Source organism: Paenibacillus sedimenti (assembly GCF_014534655.1).
Lineage (GTDB): Bacteria > Bacillota > Bacilli > Paenibacillales > NBRC-103111 > Paenibacillus_E > Paenibacillus_E sedimenti.
In genome coordinates this window covers 385,071-409,900 of sequence record NZ_JACVVD010000003.1, presented here as the reverse complement: position 1 = coordinate 409,900, position 24,830 = coordinate 385,071, and the positions used below count along the sequence as shown (strand labels likewise).

Here is a 24,830-nt window from a genome sequence, read left to right as displayed (position 1 = left end):
AACACGTGGCGCATGGTCATAAGTCTGACGAAAAAGTCGTCTACGTTGGGGATTCCCGCGTAATTAAGAAAACACAAGAACAACGTTTGATTCCCAAAGATTATTCAGCTTATCCTGGTAAATCGGAAGCATTCGTACCAAACTTTCTGTTAAAAGAATGGATGGTAGGGGTAGTCGTATTGGTAGGCATACTGGTTCTGGTTATGTCTGAACCGGCACCATTGGGGTATCCGGCAGATCCTAAGAACACTGCATTCATACCGATGCCTGACTGGTACTTTTTATTTATGTACCAATTGCTTAAATATCCTTATACATCAGACAACTATCTGATATTCGGAACAGTTGTCCTTCCCGGGTTGTTGTTTGGAGCCTTACTGCTGGCACCATTCCTGGATACAGGCAAAGAGCGACGCTTCTATAAAAGACCTATAGCCTCATCTTTGATGATTCTTTCTTTGGTTGCCGTAAGTTATTTGACTTACACTTCTTGGGCTCATTACCAAGCAGAACTTAAAGAGAAGAATATCGTACCTGAGCATATCAAGCGTGAGGAAGAAATGCACGCAAACAAGGGCGCAGCAGGCGGCGGTGGCGGCAAAGAAACGAAAAAAGCCGCAGCGATTGTGGCTGCTGATGATCCTGGAGCGGAAATTTACAAGAAAGCAACCTGCTTGGCATGTCACGGTGCAGGGCTGAAAGGTATGCCTGCTTCCGGCGTACCGGCTTTATTGGGAATCGGCGACAAACTTTCCAAAGATCAAATCATGGGTGTCATCAAAGACGGCAAAGGCAATATGGGCAAACAATATCAAGCCAACATTGATAAAGGCTTGAATGATGCGGATATTGACAAGCTTGCTGATTGGTTATCCAAACAAAAGACTCAATAATAAATTGAACCTGATCGCGAAAGCGGTCAGGTTTTTTTGGATCGATACTTGCAGAGGAGGAGCATAATTGCAGCAAGGATTTTCACTTTCCTATTATTGGAGCAAGTCATTTTTACTGAATTCGAAGCTGCTTTGGTTGCTGCTTGTTTGTAATTTTCTTGGGACAATTTATGGGTATGTGTGGTATTGGGATCAAATGGTGTTTACGATAGCCAACTATCCGGTTTGGTACATCCCATTTGTACCGGATAGTCCGACAGCAAGCCTATTTTTTACCGGATCGGTCGCGTATCTGTTAATGGATCGCAAATCGAATAAACCAAAGAGCGCTTTCCGCGGTTTCGTCGAAGCTTTCGCTTTGATCACTTCATTTAAGTACGGGATATGGGCAGTCGCAATGATATGGACCGGAGCTTGGCAAGGTGTTCCAGTTGGCTGGGATGGCTGGATGCTGACGGCTTCGCATTTGGCTATGGCCGTTGAGGCGTTGCTTTTTGCCAGATGGTACACACATAAACTTTCATCGATCATCATCGTAGCGATCTGGACTTTATGGAATGACTTTATGGATTATGAAAGAGGCATTTTCCCTGGGTTGCCTGAAAGGTTACATGATGATTTGCCTACGATTGAAGCGTTTACAATAGGGTTAAGCATTACTGGGATTATCATCGCTCTGGTGTTTAGTTTTACTCGCAATAAAAACAAAAATTCAACTACATAGACTGGTCTAAAATGGGACAATCCTCCATAAGATGATGGTGAAGGAGGGAATGTCCCATGTTTGTTTATTTCGGCGTCAGACGGTTGGCAGCTATGCTGTTACTGGTAACCGTTGTTAGCATAAGTGTCGCTTGTGGAGTGATTCCAAGTTCCAAGGGACAAGCAATCGTTCAAGCAGATCCCGAACAAGTGCAAAAGATCGAATTTTTGAATCAAATCGCTGATGATATGTATAATAAAACGATGGAAGGGCAAGTAACGGAAGCACGCAGTAAATTACTGCAACTTTCTGATCAAATTCCGAAAATCCGGTTCGATGGTGTTACATCGGTGGAAGGACTCAATGCATTAACGGAAACGATTACGCAGGCTAAGCGTGTCTATAACGCAGTTAGTTACTCTCCGGAGGAAGGCCAAATAGCGGTTGCGAAAATCCGCCTTGCCACCGATGCGCTTACGCATAAGAATCAGCCAATGTGGCTTCAATATTATAAGGTGCTGCAGGAAGATGTAGGTGTGCTGCACCAAGCCGTCAAAGCAAATCAACAAAAAGAAGCGGTAGCGGGTTTTGGTAAGCTGTCGCAGCATATCGCGGTCATTCGCCCATCACTTCTTATAAGCCGGGAGCCAGCGGACGTAGAGAAGCTCGATTCCCTCATGACATTTCTCCGAAGTAATCTGAACAGCAGTCCTATGCAGATGCGTCAGATTGAATCCGGAGTGGAGCATTTGCAGCAAATCATCGATCAGTTATTTTTGAAACATAAGGATGCGATTGCTTTCGTACCTTTGACAGATCCGAAGCAACCAATCATTTGGTCCCTGGGAATCGGGCTCATTATTGTCAGTGTGCTTTCTTATGCAGGCTGGAGGATGTATCAATCAGGCAAACATGTTGTACCCGTCAATCAGGCAAAGAAAAGCGACCATTATTAAAAACAAACATCCCGCCCACATCATCAATGTGGAACCGGGATGTTTTTTCTGCTCATTGCGTTTTGAACCCTTCTCCCAACACATCATGAACATCACCAATAATGATAAACGCTCTAGGATCGATGGATGTAATCAACTCGCGCATTCTTCTCGTTTCATGACGGTAGACGACACAGTAAACTACTTCCTTGTTATTGCCCGAATATGCGCCCCTGGCAGGGAACAAGGTCACGCCTCGGTCCAGTTCCTGCGTAATTTGCAGCGCTAAATCATTCGCATGATCACTAATAATAGTAAAAGCTTTAGCCGCGTATGCTCCTTCAGAAATATAATCGATGATTCGAGATGTTATGAACACGGCAACGAGCGAGTATAAAACCTTTTCCTTGGGTAAATACAAAAATGAGGAACCGATGACCAGGACGTCGATAATGAGAATGACCTGTCCTACGCTCCAACCTCGCTTTTTATTGCCAATCCTCGCTAAAATATCCGAACCCCCTGTCGTTCCTCCATACCGGAAAACAAGTCCAAGACCTGTGCCAAGGGAAATTCCCGCATAAAGCGTAGCTAAGAAGTAATCCTGAGTCGTATGAAAAGGGATGAGCCACTGTTCACGAATCAGCAGCTCCATGATCCATAGGAAGAAGGACAAGGAAACGACGCCGAATATCGTATAAAGCATGGCTTCCTTACCAAAGTTTTTCCAACCGAGATAGAATAATGGAATGTTGATCGCTAAGGTTGAGATGGAAGGCGGTACATTCAATACATATTTAAGCAGCAACGAAATCCCTGTAACGCCACCTTCCATTAATTCATTCGAAATGACGAAATAGTGCAGGCCGAAGGCGTAAATGGCAGTTCCAATCATAATGGCAAATAAATTGGTAAACCGGTCGGAAATTCGTTCTTTAAACATCGTTTGTTGCCCTCCATCTGGCTTTGCAAAGTTCTATTTAGATCTATTATATCTTTTTTTAGAAATGAAAAAAATTTGTCAACTTTTCGTCTTTAGTTTAACATGGTAATGATAGCCTTGTTGGCGAACATGGAAAGAAGGGTGAGCATGTCAGAACGTACACTTAAAGAGATGCAGCAAGAAGTGGATCGCTATATTTCGCAGTTTAAGGAAGGTTACTTCAGTCCGTTATCGATGCTGGCTAGAATGTCCGAAGAAGTGGGAGAGCTTGCGAGGGAAGTGAATCACTCCTATGGGGAGAAACCAAAGAAAGCGTCGGAAGCGGACAATTCCATCGAGCTGGAGTTAGGTGATATTCTGTTTATTACCATATGTTTTGCCAATTCACTGGGGATCGATTTAACCGAAGCACATAACAAAGTGATGCATAAATTCAATACCCGTGACGCGAACAGATGGACCAAAATTAACACCGAAAACACATAAGCTTCATAAACTGTACCATCCCAACAAGCGGGCATCTCGCAAAGCTCTTGCTTAGGCTGCCAGTTTTTCTAAGAAAAACGAAGCAGATGCTTTCGAAGCAAGTTTTGCTAAATGCAAAACTCTTAGAAGGAGGATGGGCAGATGAATGGAGAAAATCAAATACAGAAAGCTTACGAATCCATACTTGGTCACGATTTTGAAAAAGCCATTGAATGGTTTGAAAAAGCGATAGCGGCTGAGCCAGACAATGCTGCCTATCACTACAAACTTTCCATCACTTATGCGAGAAGCAACAAGCTGCAAAAAGCCATAGACCACGCTTCTAGGGCGTTGGAACTGGAAGAAGGCAGCGAAGCGTACCGTTATCATTTGCAAGTGCTTCGTGCGCGGGAACTGGTCGAGCTGGCGCAGAAGCAGCTGAATGTAGAATCAGAGCATGCCGAGCGTGCGATTTTCTTATTGAAGGAAGCGATCGCGCTGGATCCGCTCTCCATTGAAGCCTATTTAATTCTAGCTGAGGCATTTGCACATCGGAAGGATTATAGTAGAGCCTATCAAACGGTTACTGAAGCGATTCGGCTGGAACCCCATCATGAGTTAGCGAAGCTTCAAGCTGACCAGTACCGATTAAAGCTGAGATAGTCATTCATGAAATAGAGAAAAGGGAGATATATCAGAAATGGATCGTAAAATTCGAGTAGCAGTAGTAGGCGCAAGCGGCAGAATGGGGCGGGAGGTTGTCAAGACCGTATTGACTGAGCCGGATATGGAACTGGTTGCAGGCGTGAACCGCTCCTCTGGCCCTATTGATTTAGGCAGATTGGTAGGCTTTGAAGAATGTGGGGTCAAGATGCAGAATGATTTGGAGTTAGCACTTGTCGAATCGAAGCCCGATGTGTTGGTTGATTTTACAGGCCCTCAGACGGCATTTTCGCATACAAGCTTAGCCATTAGACATGGTATCCGCCCTGTTATGGGGACGACGGGTTTCACGCCGCAAGATATTGAAACGCTGGACAAGCAGTGTCAAGAAAGCGGAATCGGCGGATTGATTGCGCCTAATTTCTCCATCGGTGCGATTTTGATGATGAAGTTTGCAGCGCAAGCGTCGAAGTATTTTCCGAACCTGGAAATTATCGAATATCATGGCGATCAGAAGCTCGATGCCCCGTCAGGAACGTCGATTAAGACGGCTGAACTGATTTCTGAAGTACGAGAAGAGCTGCGTCAAGGCAATCCCAAAGAAGAAGAAACCATTGAAGGCTCGCGAGGCGGGTATTACAATGGATTTAGAATACATAGCGTTCGCCTGCCGGGTATATTTGCTCAACAGGAAGTGATTATGGCAGAGCACGGCCAGGCGCTCAAAATCCGGCATGACTCCTACGATCGAGCCGCTTATATGCCAGGCGTGGCGTTGGCCGTTCGTAAAGTGATGACCTACACGGGAATGATTTACGGATTTGAGCATTTTATCGATTAAGCAAATGCTTACGTAGCAAGTTTTTTCACGAAATCTTTAGGGAGTGGCTAACATGTTAAAAATCGCATTGATCGCACATGATCGTAAGAAAGACGAAATGGTCAATTTTGTTACTGCTTATGAGCATGTATTTGACGGTCATAAACTTTATGCGACTGGAACAACCGGTCAGCGCATTATGGATAATACCAAATTAAGCATCCATCGCTTTATGTCAGGTCCACTGGGTGGCGACCAACAAATTGGAGCCCTTGTGGCGGAAAATGAAATGGATTTGATTATTTTCCTTCGTGATCCGTTAATGGCTCAGCCGCATGAGCCGGATATTATCGCATTATTGCGCTTATGCGATGTTCAGGGTATTCCCTGCGCAACGAATGTAGCGACAGCAGAACTGCTCGTTCGCGCTTTGGACCGCGGGGACTTTGCTTGGAGAGAGCTCGTGCATAAATATAAACCGGGTATTGAGTAAGATGAGCGATTCCTTAGATATACTCATATTTGGTGCACATGCGGATGACGCTGAGATTGGGATGGGAGCCACGATTGCCAAACATGCGGCCTCAGGCTTACGAGTCGGCATTTGCGATTTGACTTACGCGGAAATGTCATCGAATGGGACCGTGGAAATTCGCAAAGAAGAAGCGGAGAAAGCGGCTAAAATACTTGGATTAACGATGCGCTCAAACTTAGGACTGCCCGACCGTGGTCTGTCGCTTACACAAGCGTACATTGAACGTATTACCTTGGAAATCCGAAAACATAAACCTAGAATCGTATTCGCTCCTTATTGGCAGGATCGGCACCCGGATCATATTGCCTGCTCGCATCTGATCCAGGAAGCGGTTTTTAACGCGAAGCTTCGTAATTATGCTCCGGCTACAGAGCCGGTGAATGTACAGCAGCTCTATTTCTATTTTATTAATGATGTATACGAAGCTGATCTGATGGTAGATGTAACCGAAAGTTATGATGCCAAAATCGCAGCGCTGAGCGCTTACCGCTCACAATTTGTAACAGGTCAAGACACGGTGGCAACGCCGCTTAACCAAGGTTATGTGGAGCGCGTAGAGGCTCGCGATCGACTCATGGGCCAGAAACGGATGATCACCTACGCAGAAGGGTTCGTTTCGAAACTGCCGCTTTTGGTGGATCGCTTCAACTGACCGGGAAGTGAGGGAAGGCAATGAACGATAAGCTGAAAATAGGGATTACCTGCTACCCGACGTTAGGGGGCTCCGGCGTTGTAGCGACAGAACTCGGGAAGCTGCTCGCGGAAAAAGGGCATGAAGTGCATTTTATTACCCATAGTATGCCATTTCGACTTGGCAAATTTCATAAAAATATTTTCTATCATGAGGTGGAAGTAAGTGAATACTATGTATTCCGCTACCCGCCTTATGATCTTTCGCTCGCAAGTAAGCTGGCCCAAGTAGCGAAGATGGAAGATTTGGATCTGCTGCATGTGCATTATGCGATTCCTCATGCGGTGTGTGCGCTGCTCGCCAAACAAATGATCGGCAGTAAGCTAAAAGTGGTAACGACACTGCACGGAACAGACATTACAGTGCTTGGACAGGATCATTCCATCTCTGATTTGATTCGATATGCCATCAATGAGAGCGATGCGGTTACGGCGGTTTCGAAGGATTTGATCAGAGAAACGAGAGAATCGCTTGATATCGACCGGGATATCGATTTGGCTTATAATTTTGTGGATAAACGCGTTTATTATCCGCGGGATATTTCCAAGCTAAGAGGGGAGTTTGCAAGACCGGATGAGAAAATTCTCATTCATATTTCGAACTTCAGGCCTGTAAAGCGAGTGCAGGATGTCGTCGATATTTTTGCCAAGGTGAGCAAAATGGTGCCGACCCGTCTGCTGTTTGTCGGGGAGGGGCCGGATTTGTCCAAAATCATATCGAAAGTGAAGGAGCTTGGCCTAGCGGATAAAGTGACGTTCTGCGGCAAGCAGGACGATGTGGCCCAGGTGATTTCACTCGCTGATGTGATGCTTCTTCCGTCCGAGAAGGAAAGTTTTGGTCTTGTTGCGCTCGAGGCGATGGCTTGCGGCGTGCCGACGGTTGGTTCTAACGCAGGAGGAATTCCTGAACTTATCACTCATGGGCAAACCGGCTACTTAGCGGCAACCGGCGATACGGATGCAATGGCCGAACATGTGATTCATTTGCTAACCACTCAGGAACATTATGATCAAGTGGTACAAAATTGTTTGTATCGTGCTCGTCAAACCTTCTGCAATGATATTACAACTGTACAATACGAAGAAATTTATTATCGTGTGCTGGGGAGAGAACTGCCGGAATCGCATCGCATCACGGCTTCGTCTTGTCAGTAGAATTGATGCGGATATTAGGTGGTGCTGAAAGTAAGATGATGGATCATGGAGCGGCATATGTACTCAATGCACTTACGTCAGCCGGATATGAAGCTTATCTCGTCGGGGGATGTGTCCGAGATGCTGTACTGGAGCGGCCTATCAAGGATATCGACATCGCCACCTCCGCGCTGCCGGAGCAGGTGATGGCATGCTTCCCGCGAACGGCGCCGACGGGGCTGCAGCACGGAACCGTGACCGTCATCCTGGAACAGGGGACGTACGAGGTGACGACGTTCCGCAAGGAAGCGCAGTACGAAGGCTTCCGCCGCCCGGCATCCGTCGAGTACATTTCGGACTTGACGGAGGATTTGCGGCGGCGCGATTTTACGATGAACGCTATGGCGATGGACATAGCGGGTACGGTAATTGATCCTTTTGGCGGCCAAAAGGATCTCGATCTTGGCATGCTCCGCTGCGTCGGGGCTGCGGAGGAGAGATTTGGCGAAGATGCGCTGCGCATGCTTCGCTGCATCCGCTTTGCCTCGACCTATAACCTAGAGGTCGAGGCAAAAACGTGGCAGGCGCTGCTGGAGCAAGCTCCGCTGCTGCGCCACATCGCGATCGAGCGCGTGCGCAGCGAGCTCGAGCGCATGATTGAAGGCCCAGCCCCGGCACGGGCTGTGCGCCTGCTTCTCGCGAGCCGCCTAATGGCACATCTCAAAAAGCAGCTGCCGCTGCCTTTTGAGATGTGGCTCGCGCATGATGACGCGCTGGACGCTGTCAGCGCGCTATCCGGGCAGCAGACCCGCTGGGCGCTGCTGCTGATGTTCCTGGAGACGCCGGCGGACACCGTCCGCACGGCGCTCCAGGAGCTGACTTTCTCCCGCGCCGACACCGACGCGGTAGTGGCCGTGCTCAGCCTGCGCGAGTGGCTTGCCGCGCAGCTGACAGTCGGCGGCGGCGATCCGCGGGACGCCGCCCTCGAGACCGCAGACCCGGCCACGCTTGCGCGGGTCTGGAAGCTCGGTGCCGTGCGCCGCGGCGAGGCGGCGGCACGCATGCTGTTGCAAGTGCTGCGCGCATTGCCGCAGCAGCATACCGAGGCGCGCGGCGAGCTCGCGCGCTTCAGACAAACGGTCGTGCCGCTGTTAGTGCGGCACGCAGAAACCTGGCTGAGCGAGATTCCATGCCTCAGCCTGAAGGAGCTCGCCATCACCGGCGCGGATGTGACGGAAGCGCTGGACGAGAAGCCTGGCCCGTGGATGGGCGTGCTGCTTCAGCAGCTTCTTGAGCGCGTCGCACTTGGCGAGCTGCGAAACGATCGCCAAACACTTCTTCACGCCGCGCGCGATGCTAGCAAGTAGCATCAGCGCGGCTTTCTCTTGAAATTCTTATAGATCGTGAGTGAGTATTAATGAACGACCGCATCCTACAATTGTTCGATGAACATCCGGACGCCTATGTCTCAGGTGAAGAGATCAGCCGTGCGCTAAATGTAAGCCGGACAGCGATTTGGAAGCATATCGAAGCGCTGCGTCAAGCCGGATATGAGTTCGAGGCTGCTCCGCGCAAAGGTTATAAGCTTGTAAACAAGCCGGATAAATGGAACGTGACCGAACTGCTTGCCGGGCTTCGGACGAAGATATTGGGGCAAAAACTGCATGTATACGGCGAAGTGGACTCGACCCAGACGATTGCGCATAATCTCGTCGCGTCAGGAGCTCCTGAGGGGACGTTAGTACTCGCTGAAACGCAGACGGCAGGCAGAGGCCGAATGGGGCGCAAATGGCATTCACCGGCGGGCAAAGGCATATGGATGAGCTTGGTGCTGACGCCGCGAATCCCGGTCTATTTTATGCCGCAGCTCACTTTGCTTTGTGCGGTTGCTCTTTGCCGTTCGATCCAGAAGGTGGTCCAGGTCGATATCGGCATAAAATGGCCGAATGACCTGCTCATTGGAGGGAAAAAAGTAAGCGGTATCCTTTTGGAAAGCAGCGGCGAAGATGAACGGCTGAAATACGTCATCGCCGGTATTGGCATTAGCGCAAATCTGAAGCTTGAGGATTACCCTGCAGAACTTCGCTCCATTGCAACGTCGCTGGCCATAGAGTCTGGTGCAGATATTGTTCGAGAACAACTTGTACAAGCTTTTTTACTAGAGTTTGAAGAGATGTATGCACTTTATTTGGACAAAGGATTCGCTCCGATTCGGCTTTTATGGGAGGCGCTGAGCGTAACGCTGCATCGCCCGATCCGTACGCAAACGCCTACCGGCATCGTCGAGGGTATCGCAGAATCGTTAGATGATTCAGGGGCTTTAACTGTTGTGATAAGCAGCGGTGAAAAGGTGAAAATCTATTCAGGCGATATTGAGCTAAAGTAGAGGGTACCAAAAATATACAATGTTTGCTATAATGAATGCATGAGGCGGTATCTTGCAGGAACTGCACTCTGGAGTTAATTAAGGCAATAATGGAATACTACTTGAAACAAAATGTTGGATTCTGCTCTGAGCCTTAAGAGGACCGAGACAGAAGGATCATTGGATTCTTTCTGCATGCGCTCCTTTTAGCTCCTGGCTAAAAGGTTTTTTTCATTTTATAGGAAAGCTGGGATACGCATGGAACAACGCAAGCCATTAACAACAGCCAAGATGAGAAAGATGAAGCAGGATGGTATGCCGATTACGATGGTGACGGCCTATGATTACCCGTCGGCAATGCTCTCTGAGGAAGCGGGCGTCGATGTGATTCTCGTAGGAGATTCGCTGGGCAATGTGGTGCTGGGCTACGATTCGACGCTGCCCGTGACGCTCGATGATATGGTGTATCATACTCGCGCGACTGTGCGGGGAGCAAGTAATACGTTTGTCGTAGCAGACATGCCGTTCTTGACTTATCATGGCAGCTTGGATGTGACGTTAAAAGGCGTAGCCCGTTTGATGCAGGAAGGCGGAGCCAAAGCTGTTAAGCTTGAAGGCGGCGCTGAAATAGCGGCAACGGTTGAAGCGATTACCAAAGCAGGCGTTCCCGTCGTCGGCCATCTTGGTCTCACCCCTCAATCGGTGCACCAGCTAGGAGGGTTCCGTGTTCAGGGCCGAAGCTCTGAACAAGCGGAGAAGCTGATGCGCGATGCGAAAGCGATTGAGCAAGCTGGGGCGTGCATGGTTGTATTGGAGCTGGTTACCGAGGAGCTTGCGGCTTGGATCACGAAGGAGCTATCGATTCCGACCATCGGCATCGGCTCCGGTGTTCATTGCGATGGACAGGTGCTGGTCTATCACGACCTTCTTCAGTATGGAAGCGCCAGCGTACCCAGAAAGTTCGTAAAAACATACGCGAATATTGGGGAGACTATACGTGAAGGCATCCGAGAATATGTGCAGGAAGTGAAATCGCGTACGTTCCCTGCACCGGAAAATACGTTTCATATGGATAATGATGTAGTTCAATATTTGTACGGGGATAAGGAGTAGTGGTCGCCATGAAAGCTGTCCATACAATGGAAGTGATACATTCAATCAGCGATTTGCGTGCACGCATTCGCTCATACCGGCGTAAGAACGATCAAGCCGTCGGGTTTGTCCCGACAATGGGTTTTTTACATGAAGGTCATGCCAGTCTACTACGCAAAGCGCGTGAACAATGCGGTCTCGTCGTATTAAGCATATTTGTTAATCCGCTGCAATTCGGACCTAATGAGGATTTCGAGCGTTATCCGCGCAATGCGGAGCGGGATTTATATGTGGCGGAAGCCGCGGGAGCCGACATCGTTTTCATGCCGGATATTAAAGAGATGTATCCGGGACAGATTCGCACAGCGGTTAGCGTAACTGGTCTTACTGACCGCTTATGCGGCGCATCCCGGCCGGGACATTTTGATGGGGTAGCGACGGTAGTCAGCAAGCTGTTCCATATCGTACAGCCGGATCAGGCATTCTTCGGATTGAAGGATGCGCAGCAGGTAGCGGTCATTCAGCAAGTGGTGAACGACCTTAATATGCCTGTAGAGATTGTACCTTGTCCTACACTTCGGGAGCCGGATGGGCTAGCGATGAGCTCGCGGAATGTGTATCTAAGCGAAGAGGAACGCAGGCAAGCTCTGGTACTTTCTCAGGCACTTCAGAAAGCCGAAGATTATGTTCAAGCAAACGCGAATTTTACAGCTGCCCAGCTTAATCAATTGGTTAGCAGGCACATTGCATCAGCGCCGCTTGCCACAATTGATTATGTAGAAGTGCTTGAATATCCTACATTACAACCTTTTGAAAGCAGCTATCTTTCCGATCTTTCATCCATTATCATTGCATTGGCCGTTAAATTCGGGAACACCCGTCTTATTGATAACTTGATTCTACCCGTAGGGAAGTGACGCATATGTTTCGTACGATGATGAAAGCCAAAATTCACCGCGCAACGGTGACAGAGGCGAATTTGAACTATATTGGCAGTATTACGATTGACGAAGATTTGATCGATTTGGTGGATATGTACCCGAACGAGAAGGTACAGATCGTCAATAACAACAATGGTGCACGTCTTGAAACGTACATTATTCCGGGTCCACGCGGCTCCGGAGTCATTTGCTTGAACGGCGCGGCTGCACGTTTAGTGCAGACGGGAGATACGATTATTATCGTGTCCTATGCGATGATGACTGATGAAGAGGCCAAGAAGCATCGCCCGACAATCGCGATCATGGGAGCGAATAACAAAGTCGCTCAATTGCTCAAAGAAGAAGAACATTCTACGGTTCTCTAACAGGTAGTTTGAATCCCGCTTTCGCTTATATGCCATGCATGAAAAGGGCGTTGTTTACAAAGAATGAGGATAAGCTTTCGAAGCAAAGGTGGGATGCCAAATGTTTAAGCATTTATTTTCCACAATGAACGAGGTTTTGGAAGAAATCCAAAAGGAATACCCAAATAGTATCGGTGAGAAAAAAGCGGAGCTCGATGAGCAATTACAAGTACTGAAAACGATGAGCGACGAGTTTATTGAGTCATGGCTGCTGTTTGAGGAGAAGCTGGGAAAGTTTTATGGGGCCGTACCGATCAGTACCCAAACTCTCCATAATGAACTTATGGAACTGGATTTATCCGGCAAGCAAACTGACGAGTTTACAAAAGGTCAAGGCTATTACAAGCTATATATGTATGATCAGGCCATTCAAGAATTTGAGGTGCTGATCAAGCAGCAGCCGGATTTTTTGCTCGCGCGCATCTATTTGGCCATGGGGTATTTGCGGAAAGGGGAATATGGGGAAGCTTATCGGCATTTTCAATTCCTTCTTCCCCTGACCGACAATACGAAGATGAAGGCAATCTCCTATAACGCAATGGGCTGCATACAAGTTCAGAATCAAAATATGGAGAAGGCGTTCGAGTATTTTCAAAAAGCGTACCATACAGATCCTTCCTGTGTGGATCCGCTTATTAATTTGGATGAGTCCTAAGGTATACGTCGTAAGAAATGAACTAGCTATTCCCTTTTCCTGATTAGATTTGGTATGCTAGGAGAAGCGCAGGACGAAGGGATTGAAATTCACGTCATGAAATTTGCAGTATTGGATTTTGAAACGACAGGAAGCGGGCATGCGGATGAGATCATCCAGGTCGGGCTTGTCATCATAGATCAATTTCAAATCGTAGACAGGTATACTTCCCTGGTTAACCCTGGGACCGGTATACCTTCTTCGATTACAACATTAACGGGAATAACGGACGATATGGTAAAGGACGCGCCGTCCTTGGATCAAGTGATGTCGGATATGTTTCCGCTGTTATTCGATTGTGTGCTTGTCGGCCACCATGTCCCGTTCGATCTTTCTTTCTTGCAAAGAGGACTAACCAAGACAGGCTACCCGCCATTTTCAGGTCGTGTGCTGGATACGATGGATATGCTTCGCATTCTTTTCCCATCGATATCCAGTCTGCAGCTGAGCATGGTTGCGGGCTTGTTTGGTTTGGACCATGAGCGTCCTCACCAGGCGGATAGCGACGCGGAAGTAACCGCACTGATCTGGATCATTTGCATGGAAAGGCTGCTTCGTTTACCGCTTCTGACGGTACAGCGTTTAAACCATATTTTCGAAAGCGGTGCCACTGACTTAGGCTGGTTTATAGATGAAATTCGCATGTTTAAAGAATCTGAAACGAGCGTGGATGTGGATGCACATCGTTATTTCCGCCAATTTACGTTGAATGTGAACGATTGGGGCGAGGAAGATGACATTCGTGATGGGGATGATGCAGGTCACCTGCTCGGTTCTACCTTTACGGAGTTTCATCAGGGTCTGAAAGAAGCGCTTAAGCAAAAGTTTGAGGTGTTCGAGGAACGGGAATCTCAAGAGCAGATGATCCGCGAAGTAGAGCAATCCCTGCGAACGGATCAGCATCTTATGATTGAAGCGGGAACGGGAACGGGCAAATCGCTGGGTTACTTAATTCCATCGTTGTACTACGGGATTAAGCATGATAAAAAAGTCATCGTCTCGACGCATACGATCAATCTTCAGGAGCAGCTGCGCGAGCGCGATATTCCTCTTTTGAAAGAGATTTTCCCTGTCAATTTTAAAGCAGCTGTGCTTAAAGGAAGAAGCCATTATCTCTGTTTGCGCAAGTTCGAGAACAAGTTGACCACAAGAGATTACGAACATGGCAAGGAAGATCCGATTACAGCTGCTCAAATGGTTGTATGGTTAAGCGAGACGGAGCATGGCGATGAAGAGGAGCTGCATTTTGGAAATAAAGGAGCACAGTTCTGGTATACGGTTGCGAGCGATACGGATTCCTGTTTAAACCGGATGTGCCCTTGGTTCAAGAAGTGCTTCTATCACCGTGCCCGTAACGATGCCAATACGGCTGATGTGGTCATTACGAATCATTCTTTATTGTTTACGGATATGAAAGCAGAGAATCGGCTTTTACCGGCGTACAAGCATCTGGTCATCGATGAGGCTCATCACTTTGAAGAAGTGGCTAGCAAGCATCTCGGGATTGAGCTTCATTCTGCCGCCTTTTACAATACGATGCAATGGTTGTATAAAGATAATCGCAGCGGCCAGCTGCCAATGTTGCGCTTCCGCTTACAAAAAAACGACGATCATCCGGAGCGTGCCGCGGCATGGTGCGAGTCGATCGATACTCTATTCCCGAAGATCGTCAACATCAAAGAGGATTGGGAACGGCTCAGTGAATCGCTTTACGAGCTGGTCTCTTCCAAGAGCGATCCGTCTCAATCGGAGAATTCGCAGTATGTGCTTCGAATGAAGCCGGAGACGCTGCCGTCGAATTGGAACGAGCTATTGATCATGGAAGACAACATCTATCTTGGCGCGAATGATCTGCTGCGCACCCTGGATAAGCTATTGAGCGAGATCAAGGATATGCAGGATGTGTTCGAGGTTCAAGGACTGGTTACAGATCTGAACGGAACGATTAAGGAGCTTTACAACCATCGGGACGCCCTTCATTTCTTCATGAAAATGGCGGACGAAGGCTATGTATACTGGATGGAAGCGGGCACGTATTCGAAAGCAAGATCACTGCAGCTCCTTAGTGTCCCAACCGATGTGAGCCCTCTGCTGCAGCAGCATTTTTTTGAAACGAAAGATAGCATCATTCTCACTTCCGCAACATTGTCGGTAAATAAATCTTTCCAATACTCGGCAGACCAGCTTGGCTTACACATTCCTCAGGATGAAGAGGCAGGGAAGGTGAAAACCGTCCAGCTGCCTTCGCCATTCAATTATCGTGAGCAAGCGCTGGTCGTGATTCCACGGGATTTCCCAACGATTAAAGGTGCATCCGGCGATCCTGTTTTCATTAACGCACTCATTCAATCTCTTTGCGACGTTGCTCTCGTAACCAAAGGACGAATGCTGATCTTGTGCACGTCGAATCGAATGCTGAAGCAGATTTACGCGGGCATGAAGGACTTTTTGAAGCCGCACGGCATCACGGTGCTTGGGCAGGGGGTTGACAGCGGTAACCGGAGTAAATTGACGAGAATGTTCCAGGATAACAAAATGTGCGTGCTTTTAGGCACAAGTTCATTCTGGGAAGGCGTCGACATTCCGGGAGATGCGCTTAGCTGTTTGGCGATTATCCGACTTCCGTTTCAACCGCCCAATCATCCGCTCGTGGAGGCCAAATGCGAGAATATTAAGAAGCGCAATGAGAACCCTTTTATGAAATTTTCTGTGCCTCAGGCCGTTATTCGTTTCAAGCAAGGCTTTGGACGTCTTGTACGGAGGGCATCCGATAAAGGGATTGTCATCATCTACGATACCCGTGTTATCGATACTTACTATGGCAAGCACTTCCTCTATTCGCTGCCGGGACCGAAGATCGAACATATGACAACCGAGCAAATGTTACCAAGGATTCAGGATTGGATGGGGGAGGTACTGCCGTGAAGACGCAAAAAATATCAGAGGCGGTCGTTCGCCGACTGCCCATTTACTTGCGATTTCTCAATGAACTTGCGATGAAAAATATTATGACCGTATCGTCGCAGGATCTGGGTCAAAAGCTGGATCTGAATCCGGCGCAAATTCGTAAGGACTTAGCGTATTTCGGGGAATTCGGGAAGAAGGGGATTGGCTATGATGTGTCGTACCTGATTGAGAAAATTCGCCAAATTCTTAAGCTGGACCGGCACATTCAGGTCGCACTCGTTGGCGCCGGAAACTTGGGACGCGCTTTGTGCAATTATAATACGTATTTGCGCAATGATATGAAAATTGTCGCTGTTTTCGATGCTATGCCTGGCAAAGCAGGGGAATCGATTAATAATCTGACCGTGCAGCCCATGCATGAGATGAAACAAACTATAACAAAGCTTGGCGTGCGCATTGGGATCATTACTGTACCTGCTGTAGAAGCTCAAAATGTGGCGAATCAGTTCGTTGAATGCGGGATAGAAGCCATATTGAACTTCGCGCCTGTCATTATTAAGGTACCGGCTGATGTTCGTGTACATCATGCGGATTTTACTACTGAGCTCCAGAGCTTGGCTTATTATTTGGATTAACTTAGACTTAACGGCTTAGCTGCGCAGCCGCAACAAAAATCATCCCAAACTCATAAGAGTTTGGGATGATTTTTCATTTCGCTTTAAAAACCGCGTAACCGTAAGCAGGTAATATGAATTTCAATTTATTTGTTTTTGCGATCATACTTTCGTTTGTGAAGACATTTATCCATTCCGCGCCTTCGACTAATAGCTCAAATTTAGCGCTTTTCGTACTTCTGTTGAGTAAAATAATAAGTTGATCTTGCCCGTCAGAGCGCTCATAAGCAAACCGTCCGTCATTCTCCTCAGCCAGAAGTATAGTAAACTTGCCTGTTCGCAAGGCTGGATACGTATGACGAAGATGGGTTATTTCCTTGAAAAATTGAAACAATTCGAGATCTTGTTTCCGCTCATCCCATTCCATGCATTTGCGGTTGGCCGGGTCATGCCCGCCATCCAAACCAATTTCATCCCCGTAATAGATGCAAGGCACGCCCAGGAACGTATGCTGGAACAAGGTTGCAAGCTTTACGAGCGAAGTATTCCCGCCAGCGAGAGAGAGAATGCGATCGGTATCATGGCTGCCTAATAAGTTGAAGGCCACTTCGTTAACCTGCTGCGGGTAGCTGGCAAGCTGAGCGGATAGACGATGAGCGAGGCCGGCTGCGTCTATTCGACCAAGAAGGAAGAAGTCGTTCACCGCATTGGTAAACGGATAGTTCATAATGGCATCGAACTGGTCACCCTGCAGCCACGGCATGGAGTCGTGGTTGATTTCTCCAAGAATATAAGCATCCGGCTTCACTGCTTTGACTGTCTTCCGGAAATCGCGCCAGAAGTGATGGTCGACTTCGTTAGCCACGTCCAGCCTCCAGCCATCGATGCCTACCTCTTCAATCCAGTAGCGAGCTACTTCAAGCAGATACGCCTTGACTTCCGGATTTTCCGTGTTCAATTTCGGCATAAGCGGCTCGAAGGCAAAAGTCTCATAAGATGGAACCCGATCGACAACTTCAATCGGCCACTTGCGAACATGAAACCAATCGGCATACCGGGACTTAGCGCCATTTCGGATGCAATCCGCAAATGGAGCGAACTCTTTGCCGGAATGATTGAAAACAGCATCCAGCAGCACGCGGATTCCACGCTCATGACAAGCTTTCACTAGCGTTTTTAAAGTATCATTGGTGCCGAATTGAGGATCGACTTGCAAATAGTCCGTTGTATCGTACTTGTGATTCGTCGTTGCTTTAAAAAGAGGATTAAAATAAATCGCGTTCACACCAAGCGCTGTTAAATGATCCAGGCGGTCAATCACCCCTTGCAAATCGCCTCCAAAGAAATTTTTTGGCGTGGGCGTGCCTCCCCAAGGCTCTACATTTACAGGAGAGATGGAAGGAACACCATTCGCGAAACGTTCCGGAAAGATTTGATAAAAGATTGCATCCTTGACCCAAGCCGGCGGATCAATGATATCAATGGCATTCAGATAAGGAAAGTCGAATACGCCTTCGTAATAATTAATAGGCTTGCTTGGGCTAAGTCCCTTCTCTGATAAATAGAGCGTTTCTTCTTCATGATGAAGGGCAAACCAATAAATCAATCGGCGGAAGGGAGGCCTGACCTCAGCGGTCCAATAATCAAAAAGATGATCCGAAACCCATAGCGACATTGGTACGACTTGATGGGTTTCCTCCCAAGCGTATTTGTCCCCACAGAGCAGATCGACGCGATCAACATCTCCTCTTTGCGTCCGGATCCGGATATGGAGCGTTTGAAGGTCATAAGCGTAAGACCAATTTTGTTTGGCGCGGTGATAAATGGCATGCCTGTTCATAATCATTCTCCTCTCAAAATAAAAAAAGGCACAACCCGAATCAAAATTCGAGGTTGTACCTTTATTGCGGTAACATTGCCTTTCAGCTACTTCCATATTATCACAGGAATATGAGGAATTCAATGAAAAAAACCGGTTTCTTTCAGTTTAATTCCTCAACTAGAAGATGAATTTAAACAGCAGGAAGTAGATCGAGAATGCCATGGCGATGCTAATCGGAATTGTTATCACCCAAGTAATAAGCATCCGTCCAACTGTCGCCCATTGAACTTCATGGAAGCGCATGACACTGCCTGTCCCAATAATGGCGGAAGAAATAACATGTGTTGTTGACAATGGTTTACCAAGGTGTGTTGAGAACTGAATGACCAATGAAGAGGTCAGATCAGCCGCAAATCCGTTGATCGGCTCGATTTTAACGATTTTGCCGGAAACGGTTTTAATAATTCTCCATCCGCCGATGGATGTACCGAGACCCATAGCTAAAGCCGCGGAGATCTTCACCCAAAGCGGAACGCTCAAATCGGACTGGTAACCGGCGGCAACCAGACCAAAAACGATGATACCCATTGCCTTTTGCGCGTCATTACCGCCGTGAGAGTATGAAAGCAATCCGGCGGATACCACTTGGAGTGATCGGAACATACGATTGAGCTTGGACCTGGAAGTATTTCCTGACCATAAAATGATATATTTAATTAGCACCATAATTAATAAGCCTAATGCGAATGCAATAATCGGCGATAAAATCAAAATAATAATGATTTGCGTAAAACCGCTCCAGTTAACGCCTTGAATACCCGCCCCTGCTATAACAGCTCCTGCTAGAGAACCAAGCAGTGTATGAGAAGAGGAAGAAGGAATCCCGTAGTACCAGGTCAATAGGTTCCAAATAATGGCGGCCAGTAGGGCGGCGATAACAACCTCAACGCCATTTTCGATCTTGGCAGGGTTTGCAACGCTGCCTCCCACTGTTTTAGCGACTTCAGATGAAACCATGGCTCCGACGAAGTTTAATACCGCAGCCATGGCAACAGCCACACGCGGACTTAAAGCTCTAGTTGATATCGATGTAGCAATAGCATTGGCCGTATCGTGAAATCCGTTGATGAAGTCAAAGAGCAGCGCCAGGGCCACGATGACGATCAGATAGGTTAACATGAGTTCCTCCTAAAGGTTTCCGTTAGGAAAACCGACTTCGTAAGCATAGTGACAACTGATTCTCATGAGTAACGCAGAACCACACTATCCAGAATATTGGCTACGTCTTCACATGCATCAGTCGTCTCTTCCAAACGCTCGTAGATTTCCTTCAATTTAAAATCCTCGTATGGATCTTTGCGCGTGATGAAGATTTGGCGGATGCCTTCACGCATCAAACGGTCTCCATCATTTTCGAGGCTGTTTATCGCAACCGTATGCTCAGGGATTTGCATATATTTCTTCCTGGCAAGCAGCTTGAATGCATCCAGTATATGCTGACAGGAGTCTACGATAACGGCCGAGAATTCTTTCATAAAGGAGTCGGTATGTGAAACGTTGAGATAATCGAAGCGGGCGATCGTAGCTTCAATGCCATCTGTTACATCATCCACCTTAGATGCAAGCTCCATAATATCTTCGCGGTCTAATGGTGTAATGAATACTTTGTTCAAACCTTTGAAGATTTCGTGTGTAATAGAGTCACCTTGGTGCTCGAGATCACGGATTGCTTTAACATAATCGATAGGCGGTTTATCGCCCATCATGGCCGTGCGGAACATTTGAGCGGTTTGCAATGCGTTTTCTGCAGAACGGATAAGGAGCTGCAAGAAATCGATCTCGCCTTTTTTTGTGAATAACGTTGTCATAAGACCCTCCTAGGTTTTACTATATGTACAAAATTTTGTCCGCTTTATGGGGATAAACAGACCAATTTGTAGAAAAAAACTCACGAAATTAAAAATATCATAATATTCCTACTGAAAGCAACGAAAAATCTGTGCCAATTTACAAATTCTTAATAAATCCCGTTTTCTTGATTTTACTAGCTTGAAGATGTACAGTTGAAAAAGCAGTGTCACTATTAGAATGAGCATAGAGAGGAATTTTTAGCATGAAAAAAACATTAATTAAAAACGGGATTTTTATTTCTAATAATGAAACGAAAACTACAATTAATGGCTGCATGGTTATTGAAGGCGACCGAATCACATACATAGGCGAACAAACTCCAGCGCCTCAAGATAACTATAATGAAATTATTGACGGGACGAACAAACTGTATATGCCGGGTCTGGTCAATACGCATGGACATGCGGCGATGTCTTTGCTTCGCGGATATGGCGACGATCTTGCCCTGCAAATCTGGCTGGAAGAAAAAATGTGGCCGATGGAGGCAAAGTTCAGCTCCCAAGACGTGAAATGGGGCACATTGCTCTCGATCGTTGAGATGATTAAAGGCGGTACGACAACTATCGTGGATATGTATGACCACATGAATGAAGTGGCTATGGCGATTGAACAATCTGGTATGCGCGGTTGCTTAACACGCGGCGTTATCGGTTTATGTCCTCCGGAAATTCAAGATGCAAAGCTAAAAGAAGCGACGGAATTCGCTAGAAACTGGCATGGCAAAGCGGATGGCAGAATTACGACGATGATGTCCCCGCATGCGCCATATACATGTCCTCCTGATTATATTGAACGTATTGTTCAAGTCGCACACGATTTGAACCTTCCAATTCATACGCATATGTCGGAGACGAGCCGTGAAGTACAGGCCAATGTGGATCAATATGGACTTCGACCTGTCGCTCACCTGGAAAAACTCGGCGTTTTCTCAAGACCTACGCTTGTAGCGCATGGCGTGCACGTAACGGATGAAGAAATTGAAATTCTTAAGCAGTATGATGTGCGTATTTCGCATAATCCGGGAAGCAACCTTAAGCTTGCCAGCGGTGTAGCCAGAGTGCCGGAATTGCTCCGTGCAGGTGTTAAAGTTTCCCTTGGAACCGATGGCGCGGCTTCTAACAACAATCTGGATATGTTTGAGGAGATGAGACTTGCCGCGCTCATCCACAAAGGCGTTTCCGGCAACCCTGTAGCTATACCTGCCGCTGAAGCATTGTTAATGGGAACTAAAATGGGAGCTGAATCGATTTGGCTTCAGGACGTTGGTCAACTGCTGCCTGGCATGAAGGCTGACTTCATCGCCCTTGATATCGATCAGCCGCATTTCCTGCCAAAGACGGATTTTGTCTCTCATATTGTATACTCCGCTTCTGCAAAAGATGTGGTCGATGTATGCGTAGACGGCAATTGGATCGTTCGCAAAGGCGAATGCCTGACACTAGACGAAGAAAAAATCAAACGCGAGTTTGAGCAATCTTTTGACAAATTACTTGGTTAATTGAAGGAGAGCGGCGCCAATGAATTGGAAACGAACGGTGACGCTCGGCGCGTTCATCATATTGACGCTCTGCGTAGTTCTCAGCCGTTTCTACTTATACGTCCAGAACGGCCATTGGGAAGAGAATAGCAAAGCTGTAGAAACCGCATATGAAAAGTCGATCTTAACCAAAGCAACGAAGGTTGAATCGTTCTATGGCGATCAGCCTTTCAAGGTCGTTTTCGGGGAAGATAAAATTGGCCAATCGGTTGTGGTATGGGTTTACGGCAATGAGGTGCACACCGAAATGGCAGCCGAAGCTTTCACAGAAGCGCAGGTGCGCGATACCATGCTAAAAAAAGGAGCAGATTTGCAAATCCAGCGTGTGCTTCCGGGTAAGCTTGGCGATGATTACGTCTGGGAAGTCTTTTATAAGAAACAGGACGATACAGGTACACGCTATTTTTATGATTATTATAAATTCAAAGATGGAACCTATATGGATACCTATCGACTCAGCCTGCAATAGGCTGAGTTTTTGTATGCTCTGCTTGGTTGTTTCCACTGATTTCATAGAGCTATCATATATATCGCGTGATATACTTCACGTATAGCAAGAACAACGAATTTACAAAATAGACTTATAGAAAGGGGGACGTTGTCTGATGAAGCTACGTCTCTTACCTGTCGTTCTTAGTGTGATTGTCTCTTCCGTAGTATTATTCGGCGGTTGGTTTGCATATACAAGTCTGGCTATGGAGAATCCGTTATCCGATATCATAAACAAAGCTCCCGGCGTTGTTAGTTCTACAATGAAAATGGACAGCAGCCAAGTGAATATAGAACTTAACTTAAAGCCTGAAGCTAGTATGCGGGATATTATGAATAATATCCGAACGGAGGGTGCGTCTATTATCGGTAAACGTACTGTTCATGTTGAGGTGACAGGTCAATCGTCGCCGAAACTGGAAGCATGGTGGTCAAAAGCCTTGTTTGAAGTTGCTCAAGCGATGGAAACGAAGCATTATGCGGACATTCCGTTGACCTTGCAGAAATATGCAGCAGATATTCCGAATATGAAAGTAGACAGCGAAATGGATAATACGTATGTGTATATACGATTGACAGACGGTGAGTTCACCAAATTCATAATGCTCCCGCGAACGCCATCTCAGTTAGGAGTGTGGCCGAATGAGTAAATTGTATAAAGAAATCGGGATCGGTTTTGTACCTGTATTGCTGATTTTCTTAGCATTTGTAGGCGTTAATGTGGTTCCATTATTGTTTATTGCTATATTGGGCGTATCTTTATTTTATATGATCCGCAGCCGCGGCGGCGTTGGCGTTTCTGCCGGCGGAGGCGATCGCAAAAGCAAGAACAGGACACCATCCTATCTGACTTTTGATGAAATTGGCGGTCAGGATCGCGCGAAACGCGAGCTGATGGAAGCTCTTGATTTTCTAATTAAACACGATCAGATTCAGAAGCTTGGAATTCGGCCGTTGAAAGGGATTCTGCTGACCGGACCTCCTGGAACAGGGAAAACGTTAATGGCGAAAGCCGCGGCTCATTACACGAATTCCGTTTACATGGCGACTTCAGGCAGTGAGTTTGTAGAAATGTACGTCGGCGTTGGTGCAAGCCGTGTCCGCGATCTTTTTAAAGAAGCAAGAACCCGTGCAGCGAAGGAAGGTAAGGAAAGCGCGATTATTTTTATCGATGAGATTGATGTCATCGGTGGAAAGCGTGACGGCGGCCAACATCGCGAGTATGACCAGACGCTTAATCAGCTTTTGACCGAAATGGACGGAATCCATACGAACGATGCGCCGCGAATCCTTATCATGGCTGCCACGAATCGTAAGGAAATGCTGGATAGCGCATTATTGCGCCCTGGACGTTTTGATCGTCATATCGATGTGGATTTGCCGGATAAGAAAGGGCGTTTGTCGATTCTGGATATTCATGTCAAAAATAAACCGTTGGCTGAAGGCGTATCTCTGGAGGCTATTGCAGAGCAAACCTTTGGTTTCTCCGGCGCCCAATTAGAAAGTGTATTGAACGAAGCCGCCATTTACGCGCTGCGTGAAGAGAAAGCGGAGATTGAGCAGCATCACCTTGCTTCAGCAATCGATAAAGTGATGATGGGTGAACGAACAGATAAAGAGGCAGCCATAGAAGAGAAAGAACGCGTCGCTTATCACGAACTGGGTCATGCTATTGTTGCCGAAATCGTTCGTCCTGGATCTGTGCAGCAAGTTACCGTAAGTCCGCGCGGCAAAGCGCTGGGTTATGTACGCCACAATCCGCCTCAGGATCATTATTTGTACACGAAAGATTATATCGAACAACAAATTATGATCGCCTTAGGCGGCGCTGCGGCCGAAGAAATTTTCTATGGCGGACGCAGTACAGGCTCCCGCAATGATTTTGAACAAGCGTTATCGATGGTCCGCAATATGATGGATTCAGGTTTAACATCTTTAGGCATCATGGACCGCGAAATGGTTACGAAAGAACAGTTGATGAAAGAAAATGCAGCGATTTTGGATGCTCTTATGCATCGCACCAAAGAGCTGCTGGACCGCCAACGTACGGTTTTTGATCACTCCTTTGATATTTTGATGAAAGAGGAAGTGCTCTCCGGCGAAACGTTCCGCAAACTGATCGACTCACATATCGCAGAGAGTGCTTGAGAATGCCGCTGACCATAGGTCAGCGGTTTTTGGCGTCATCTATCTGATTCGTGCCTAAATTGTGTCAACGTTCTGAGAAGGTCATGAATGTTTTGTGTATACTAATGAAATCACTGAGCAAAACT

25 protein-coding genes are annotated in these 24,830 nt (G+C 47.1%); 21 read left to right on the top strand and 4 right to left on the bottom strand.

The window, feature by feature from the left end:
* Positions 1 to 5: 5 nt before the first annotated feature.
* The 3 genes from ICC18_RS10550 (at position 6) to ICC18_RS10540 (ending at position 2,552) form a co-directional block, all read left to right on the top strand.
* On the top strand, positions 6 to 893 hold the full coding sequence (locus tag ICC18_RS10550) for a menaquinol-cytochrome c reductase cytochrome b/c subunit (RefSeq protein ID WP_188174351.1): 888 nt from the start codon (positions 6 to 8) through the stop codon (positions 891 to 893).
* A gap of 67 nt (positions 894 to 960) precedes the next feature.
* Positions 961 to 1,617 carry a DUF1405 domain-containing protein gene (locus ICC18_RS10545; RefSeq protein WP_188174350.1) on the top strand — a complete coding sequence of 219 codons (657 nt, stop codon included), beginning with the start codon at positions 961 to 963 and terminating at the stop codon, positions 1,615 to 1,617.
* A 56-nt stretch (positions 1,618 to 1,673) separates the two neighbouring features.
* Positions 1,674 to 2,552, top strand: a complete 879-nt coding sequence (locus ICC18_RS10540) for a sporulation protein YpjB (RefSeq protein ID WP_188174349.1) — start codon at positions 1,674 to 1,676, stop codon at positions 2,550 to 2,552.
* Between the two features lie 52 nt (positions 2,553 to 2,604).
* Here ICC18_RS10540 and ICC18_RS10535 read toward each other — a convergent pair whose 3' ends face one another.
* Complete coding sequence (locus ICC18_RS10535) at positions 2,605 to 3,474, bottom strand: YitT family protein (protein WP_188174348.1); 870 nt, start codon at positions 3,472 to 3,474, stop codon at positions 2,605 to 2,607.
* A gap of 147 nt (positions 3,475 to 3,621) precedes the next feature.
* Between ICC18_RS10535 and ICC18_RS10530 the strand changes: the two genes are divergently transcribed.
* From ICC18_RS10530 to ICC18_RS10465, 14 genes are all read left to right on the top strand, one after another.
* Positions 3,622 to 3,960: a nucleotide pyrophosphohydrolase gene (locus ICC18_RS10530; RefSeq protein ID WP_188174347.1), complete on the top strand. Its 339-nt coding sequence runs from the start codon at positions 3,622 to 3,624 to the stop codon at positions 3,958 to 3,960.
* 141 nt (positions 3,961 to 4,101) lie between these two features.
* Positions 4,102 to 4,602, top strand: a complete 501-nt coding sequence (locus tag ICC18_RS10525; protein WP_188174346.1) for a tetratricopeptide repeat protein — start codon at positions 4,102 to 4,104, stop codon at positions 4,600 to 4,602.
* Positions 4,603 to 4,639: 37 nt separating this feature from the next.
* A complete protein-coding gene (gene dapB, locus ICC18_RS10520; RefSeq protein ID WP_188174345.1) occupies positions 4,640 to 5,443 on the top strand; it encodes a 4-hydroxy-tetrahydrodipicolinate reductase in 804 nt (267 codons plus the stop codon).
* 52 nt (positions 5,444 to 5,495) lie between these two features.
* Positions 5,496 to 5,915 carry a methylglyoxal synthase gene (mgsA, locus tag ICC18_RS10515; RefSeq protein ID WP_188174344.1) on the top strand — a complete coding sequence of 140 codons (420 nt, stop codon included), beginning with the start codon at positions 5,496 to 5,498 and terminating at the stop codon, positions 5,913 to 5,915.
* 1 nt (position 5,916) lies between these two features.
* Complete coding sequence (bshB1, locus tag ICC18_RS10510; RefSeq protein WP_188174343.1) at positions 5,917 to 6,609, top strand: bacillithiol biosynthesis deacetylase BshB1; 693 nt, start codon at positions 5,917 to 5,919, stop codon at positions 6,607 to 6,609.
* 20 nt (positions 6,610 to 6,629) lie between these two features.
* Positions 6,630 to 7,802, top strand: coding sequence for an N-acetyl-alpha-D-glucosaminyl L-malate synthase BshA (gene bshA / locus ICC18_RS10505; protein ID WP_188174342.1), 1,173 nt, complete (start codon positions 6,630 to 6,632; stop codon positions 7,800 to 7,802).
* Between the two features lie 35 nt (positions 7,803 to 7,837).
* Entirely contained in the window at positions 7,838 to 9,148 is a 1,311-nt protein-coding gene (locus ICC18_RS10500; protein WP_223192470.1) for a CCA tRNA nucleotidyltransferase, read from the top strand.
* Positions 9,149 to 9,198: 50 nt separating this feature from the next.
* Entirely contained in the window at positions 9,199 to 10,167 is a 969-nt protein-coding gene (locus tag ICC18_RS10495; protein WP_188174341.1) for a biotin--[acetyl-CoA-carboxylase] ligase, read from the top strand.
* Positions 10,168 to 10,404: 237 nt separating this feature from the next.
* Positions 10,405 to 11,259, top strand: coding sequence for a 3-methyl-2-oxobutanoate hydroxymethyltransferase (panB, locus tag ICC18_RS10490; protein ID WP_188174340.1), 855 nt, complete (start codon positions 10,405 to 10,407; stop codon positions 11,257 to 11,259).
* Between the two features lie 26 nt (positions 11,260 to 11,285).
* The gene (gene panC / locus ICC18_RS10485; protein ID WP_188174750.1) at positions 11,286 to 12,155 is read left to right on the top strand and encodes a pantoate--beta-alanine ligase; all 870 of its coding nucleotides are present in this window, start codon (positions 11,286 to 11,288) and stop codon (positions 12,153 to 12,155) included.
* A gap of 5 nt (positions 12,156 to 12,160) precedes the next feature.
* On the top strand, positions 12,161 to 12,544 hold the full coding sequence (panD, locus tag ICC18_RS10480; RefSeq protein WP_188174339.1) for an aspartate 1-decarboxylase: 384 nt from the start codon (positions 12,161 to 12,163) through the stop codon (positions 12,542 to 12,544).
* Between the two features lie 100 nt (positions 12,545 to 12,644).
* Complete coding sequence (locus ICC18_RS10475) at positions 12,645 to 13,238, top strand: tetratricopeptide repeat protein (protein WP_188174338.1); 594 nt, start codon at positions 12,645 to 12,647, stop codon at positions 13,236 to 13,238.
* Between the two features lie 96 nt (positions 13,239 to 13,334).
* Entirely contained in the window at positions 13,335 to 16,202 is a 2,868-nt protein-coding gene (locus ICC18_RS10470; protein ID WP_188174337.1) for an ATP-dependent DNA helicase DinG, 3'-5' exoribonuclease type, read from the top strand.
* Positions 16,199 to 16,819 (top strand): redox-sensing transcriptional repressor Rex, encoded by a 621-nt coding sequence (locus ICC18_RS10465; protein ID WP_188174336.1) that lies wholly within the window; start codon positions 16,199 to 16,201, stop codon positions 16,817 to 16,819. The genes ICC18_RS10470 and ICC18_RS10465 overlap by 4 nt, the downstream gene beginning before the upstream one ends.
* 73 nt (positions 16,820 to 16,892) lie before the next feature.
* On the opposite strand, the gene ICC18_RS10460 is transcribed toward ICC18_RS10465, so the two are convergent.
* The 3 genes from ICC18_RS10460 to ICC18_RS10450 form a co-directional block, all read right to left on the bottom strand.
* Positions 16,893 to 18,638: an alpha-glycosidase gene (locus tag ICC18_RS10460; RefSeq protein ID WP_188174335.1), complete on the bottom strand. Its 1,746-nt coding sequence runs from the start codon at positions 18,636 to 18,638 to the stop codon at positions 16,893 to 16,895.
* Positions 18,639 to 18,797: 159 nt separating this feature from the next.
* A complete protein-coding gene (locus ICC18_RS10455) occupies positions 18,798 to 19,799 on the bottom strand; it encodes an inorganic phosphate transporter (protein ID WP_188174334.1) in 1,002 nt (333 codons plus the stop codon).
* Between the two features lie 62 nt (positions 19,800 to 19,861).
* Entirely contained in the window at positions 19,862 to 20,488 is a 627-nt protein-coding gene (locus ICC18_RS10450; protein WP_188174333.1) for a DUF47 domain-containing protein, read from the bottom strand.
* Between the two features lie 245 nt (positions 20,489 to 20,733).
* Between ICC18_RS10450 and ICC18_RS10445 the strand changes: the two genes are divergently transcribed.
* The 4 genes from ICC18_RS10445 to ICC18_RS10430 all read left to right on the top strand — a co-directional run bounded on the left by ICC18_RS10445 (position 20,734) and on the right by ICC18_RS10430 (position 24,705).
* Entirely contained in the window at positions 20,734 to 22,029 is a 1,296-nt protein-coding gene (locus ICC18_RS10445; protein WP_188174332.1) for an amidohydrolase, read from the top strand.
* Between the two features lie 19 nt (positions 22,030 to 22,048).
* Entirely contained in the window at positions 22,049 to 22,537 is a 489-nt protein-coding gene (locus tag ICC18_RS10440; protein WP_188174331.1) for a cell wall elongation regulator TseB-like domain-containing protein, read from the top strand.
* Between the two features lie 136 nt (positions 22,538 to 22,673).
* Positions 22,674 to 23,207, top strand: coding sequence for a hypothetical protein (locus tag ICC18_RS10435; protein ID WP_188174330.1), 534 nt, complete (start codon positions 22,674 to 22,676; stop codon positions 23,205 to 23,207).
* On the top strand, positions 23,200 to 24,705 hold the full coding sequence (locus ICC18_RS10430) for an AAA family ATPase (protein ID WP_188174329.1): 1,506 nt from the start codon (positions 23,200 to 23,202) through the stop codon (positions 24,703 to 24,705). Before ICC18_RS10435 ends, ICC18_RS10430 begins: the two co-directional genes overlap by 8 nt.
* Positions 24,706 to 24,830: the final 125 nt, after the last annotated feature.

Bases quoted from the DNA above. Each gene is read 5' to 3' on its own strand.
- ICC18_RS10540 (WP_188174349.1), top strand. From the start codon at position 1,674: ATGTTTGTTTATTTCGGCGTCAGACGGTTGGCAGCTATGCTGTTACTG.
- ICC18_RS10535 (WP_188174348.1), bottom strand. From the start codon at position 3,474: ATGTTTAAAGAACGAATTTCCGACCGGTTTACCAATTTATTTGCCATT.
- ICC18_RS10530 (WP_188174347.1), top strand. From the start codon at position 3,622: ATGTCAGAACGTACACTTAAAGAGATGCAGCAAGAAGTGGATCGCTAT.
- ICC18_RS10525 (WP_188174346.1), top strand. From the start codon at position 4,102: ATGAATGGAGAAAATCAAATACAGAAAGCTTACGAATCCATACTTGGT.
- dapB (WP_188174345.1), top strand. From the start codon at position 4,640: ATGGATCGTAAAATTCGAGTAGCAGTAGTAGGCGCAAGCGGCAGAATG.
- mgsA (WP_188174344.1), top strand. From the start codon at position 5,496: ATGTTAAAAATCGCATTGATCGCACATGATCGTAAGAAAGACGAAATG.
- bshB1 (WP_188174343.1), top strand. From the start codon at position 5,917: ATGAGCGATTCCTTAGATATACTCATATTTGGTGCACATGCGGATGAC.
- bshA (WP_188174342.1), top strand. From the start codon at position 6,630: ATGAACGATAAGCTGAAAATAGGGATTACCTGCTACCCGACGTTAGGG.
- ICC18_RS10500 (WP_223192470.1), top strand. From the start codon at position 7,838: ATGATGGATCATGGAGCGGCATATGTACTCAATGCACTTACGTCAGCC.
- ICC18_RS10495 (WP_188174341.1), top strand. From the start codon at position 9,199: ATGAACGACCGCATCCTACAATTGTTCGATGAACATCCGGACGCCTAT.
- panB (WP_188174340.1), top strand. From the start codon at position 10,405: ATGGAACAACGCAAGCCATTAACAACAGCCAAGATGAGAAAGATGAAG.
- panC (WP_188174750.1), top strand. From the start codon at position 11,286: ATGGAAGTGATACATTCAATCAGCGATTTGCGTGCACGCATTCGCTCA.
- panD (WP_188174339.1), top strand. From the start codon at position 12,161: ATGTTTCGTACGATGATGAAAGCCAAAATTCACCGCGCAACGGTGACA.
- ICC18_RS10475 (WP_188174338.1), top strand. From the start codon at position 12,645: ATGTTTAAGCATTTATTTTCCACAATGAACGAGGTTTTGGAAGAAATC.
- ICC18_RS10470 (WP_188174337.1), top strand. From the start codon at position 13,335: ATGAAATTTGCAGTATTGGATTTTGAAACGACAGGAAGCGGGCATGCG.
- ICC18_RS10460 (WP_188174335.1), bottom strand. From the start codon at position 18,638: ATGAACAGGCATGCCATTTATCACCGCGCCAAACAAAATTGGTCTTAC.
- ICC18_RS10455 (WP_188174334.1), bottom strand. From the start codon at position 19,799: ATGTTAACCTATCTGATCGTCATCGTGGCCCTGGCGCTGCTCTTTGAC.
- ICC18_RS10450 (WP_188174333.1), bottom strand. From the start codon at position 20,488: ATGACAACGTTATTCACAAAAAAAGGCGAGATCGATTTCTTGCAGCTC.
- ICC18_RS10445 (WP_188174332.1), top strand. From the start codon at position 20,734: ATGAAAAAAACATTAATTAAAAACGGGATTTTTATTTCTAATAATGAA.
- ICC18_RS10440 (WP_188174331.1), top strand. From the start codon at position 22,049: ATGAATTGGAAACGAACGGTGACGCTCGGCGCGTTCATCATATTGACG.
- ICC18_RS10435 (WP_188174330.1), top strand. From the start codon at position 22,674: ATGAAGCTACGTCTCTTACCTGTCGTTCTTAGTGTGATTGTCTCTTCC.
- ICC18_RS10430 (WP_188174329.1), top strand. From the start codon at position 23,200: ATGAGTAAATTGTATAAAGAAATCGGGATCGGTTTTGTACCTGTATTG.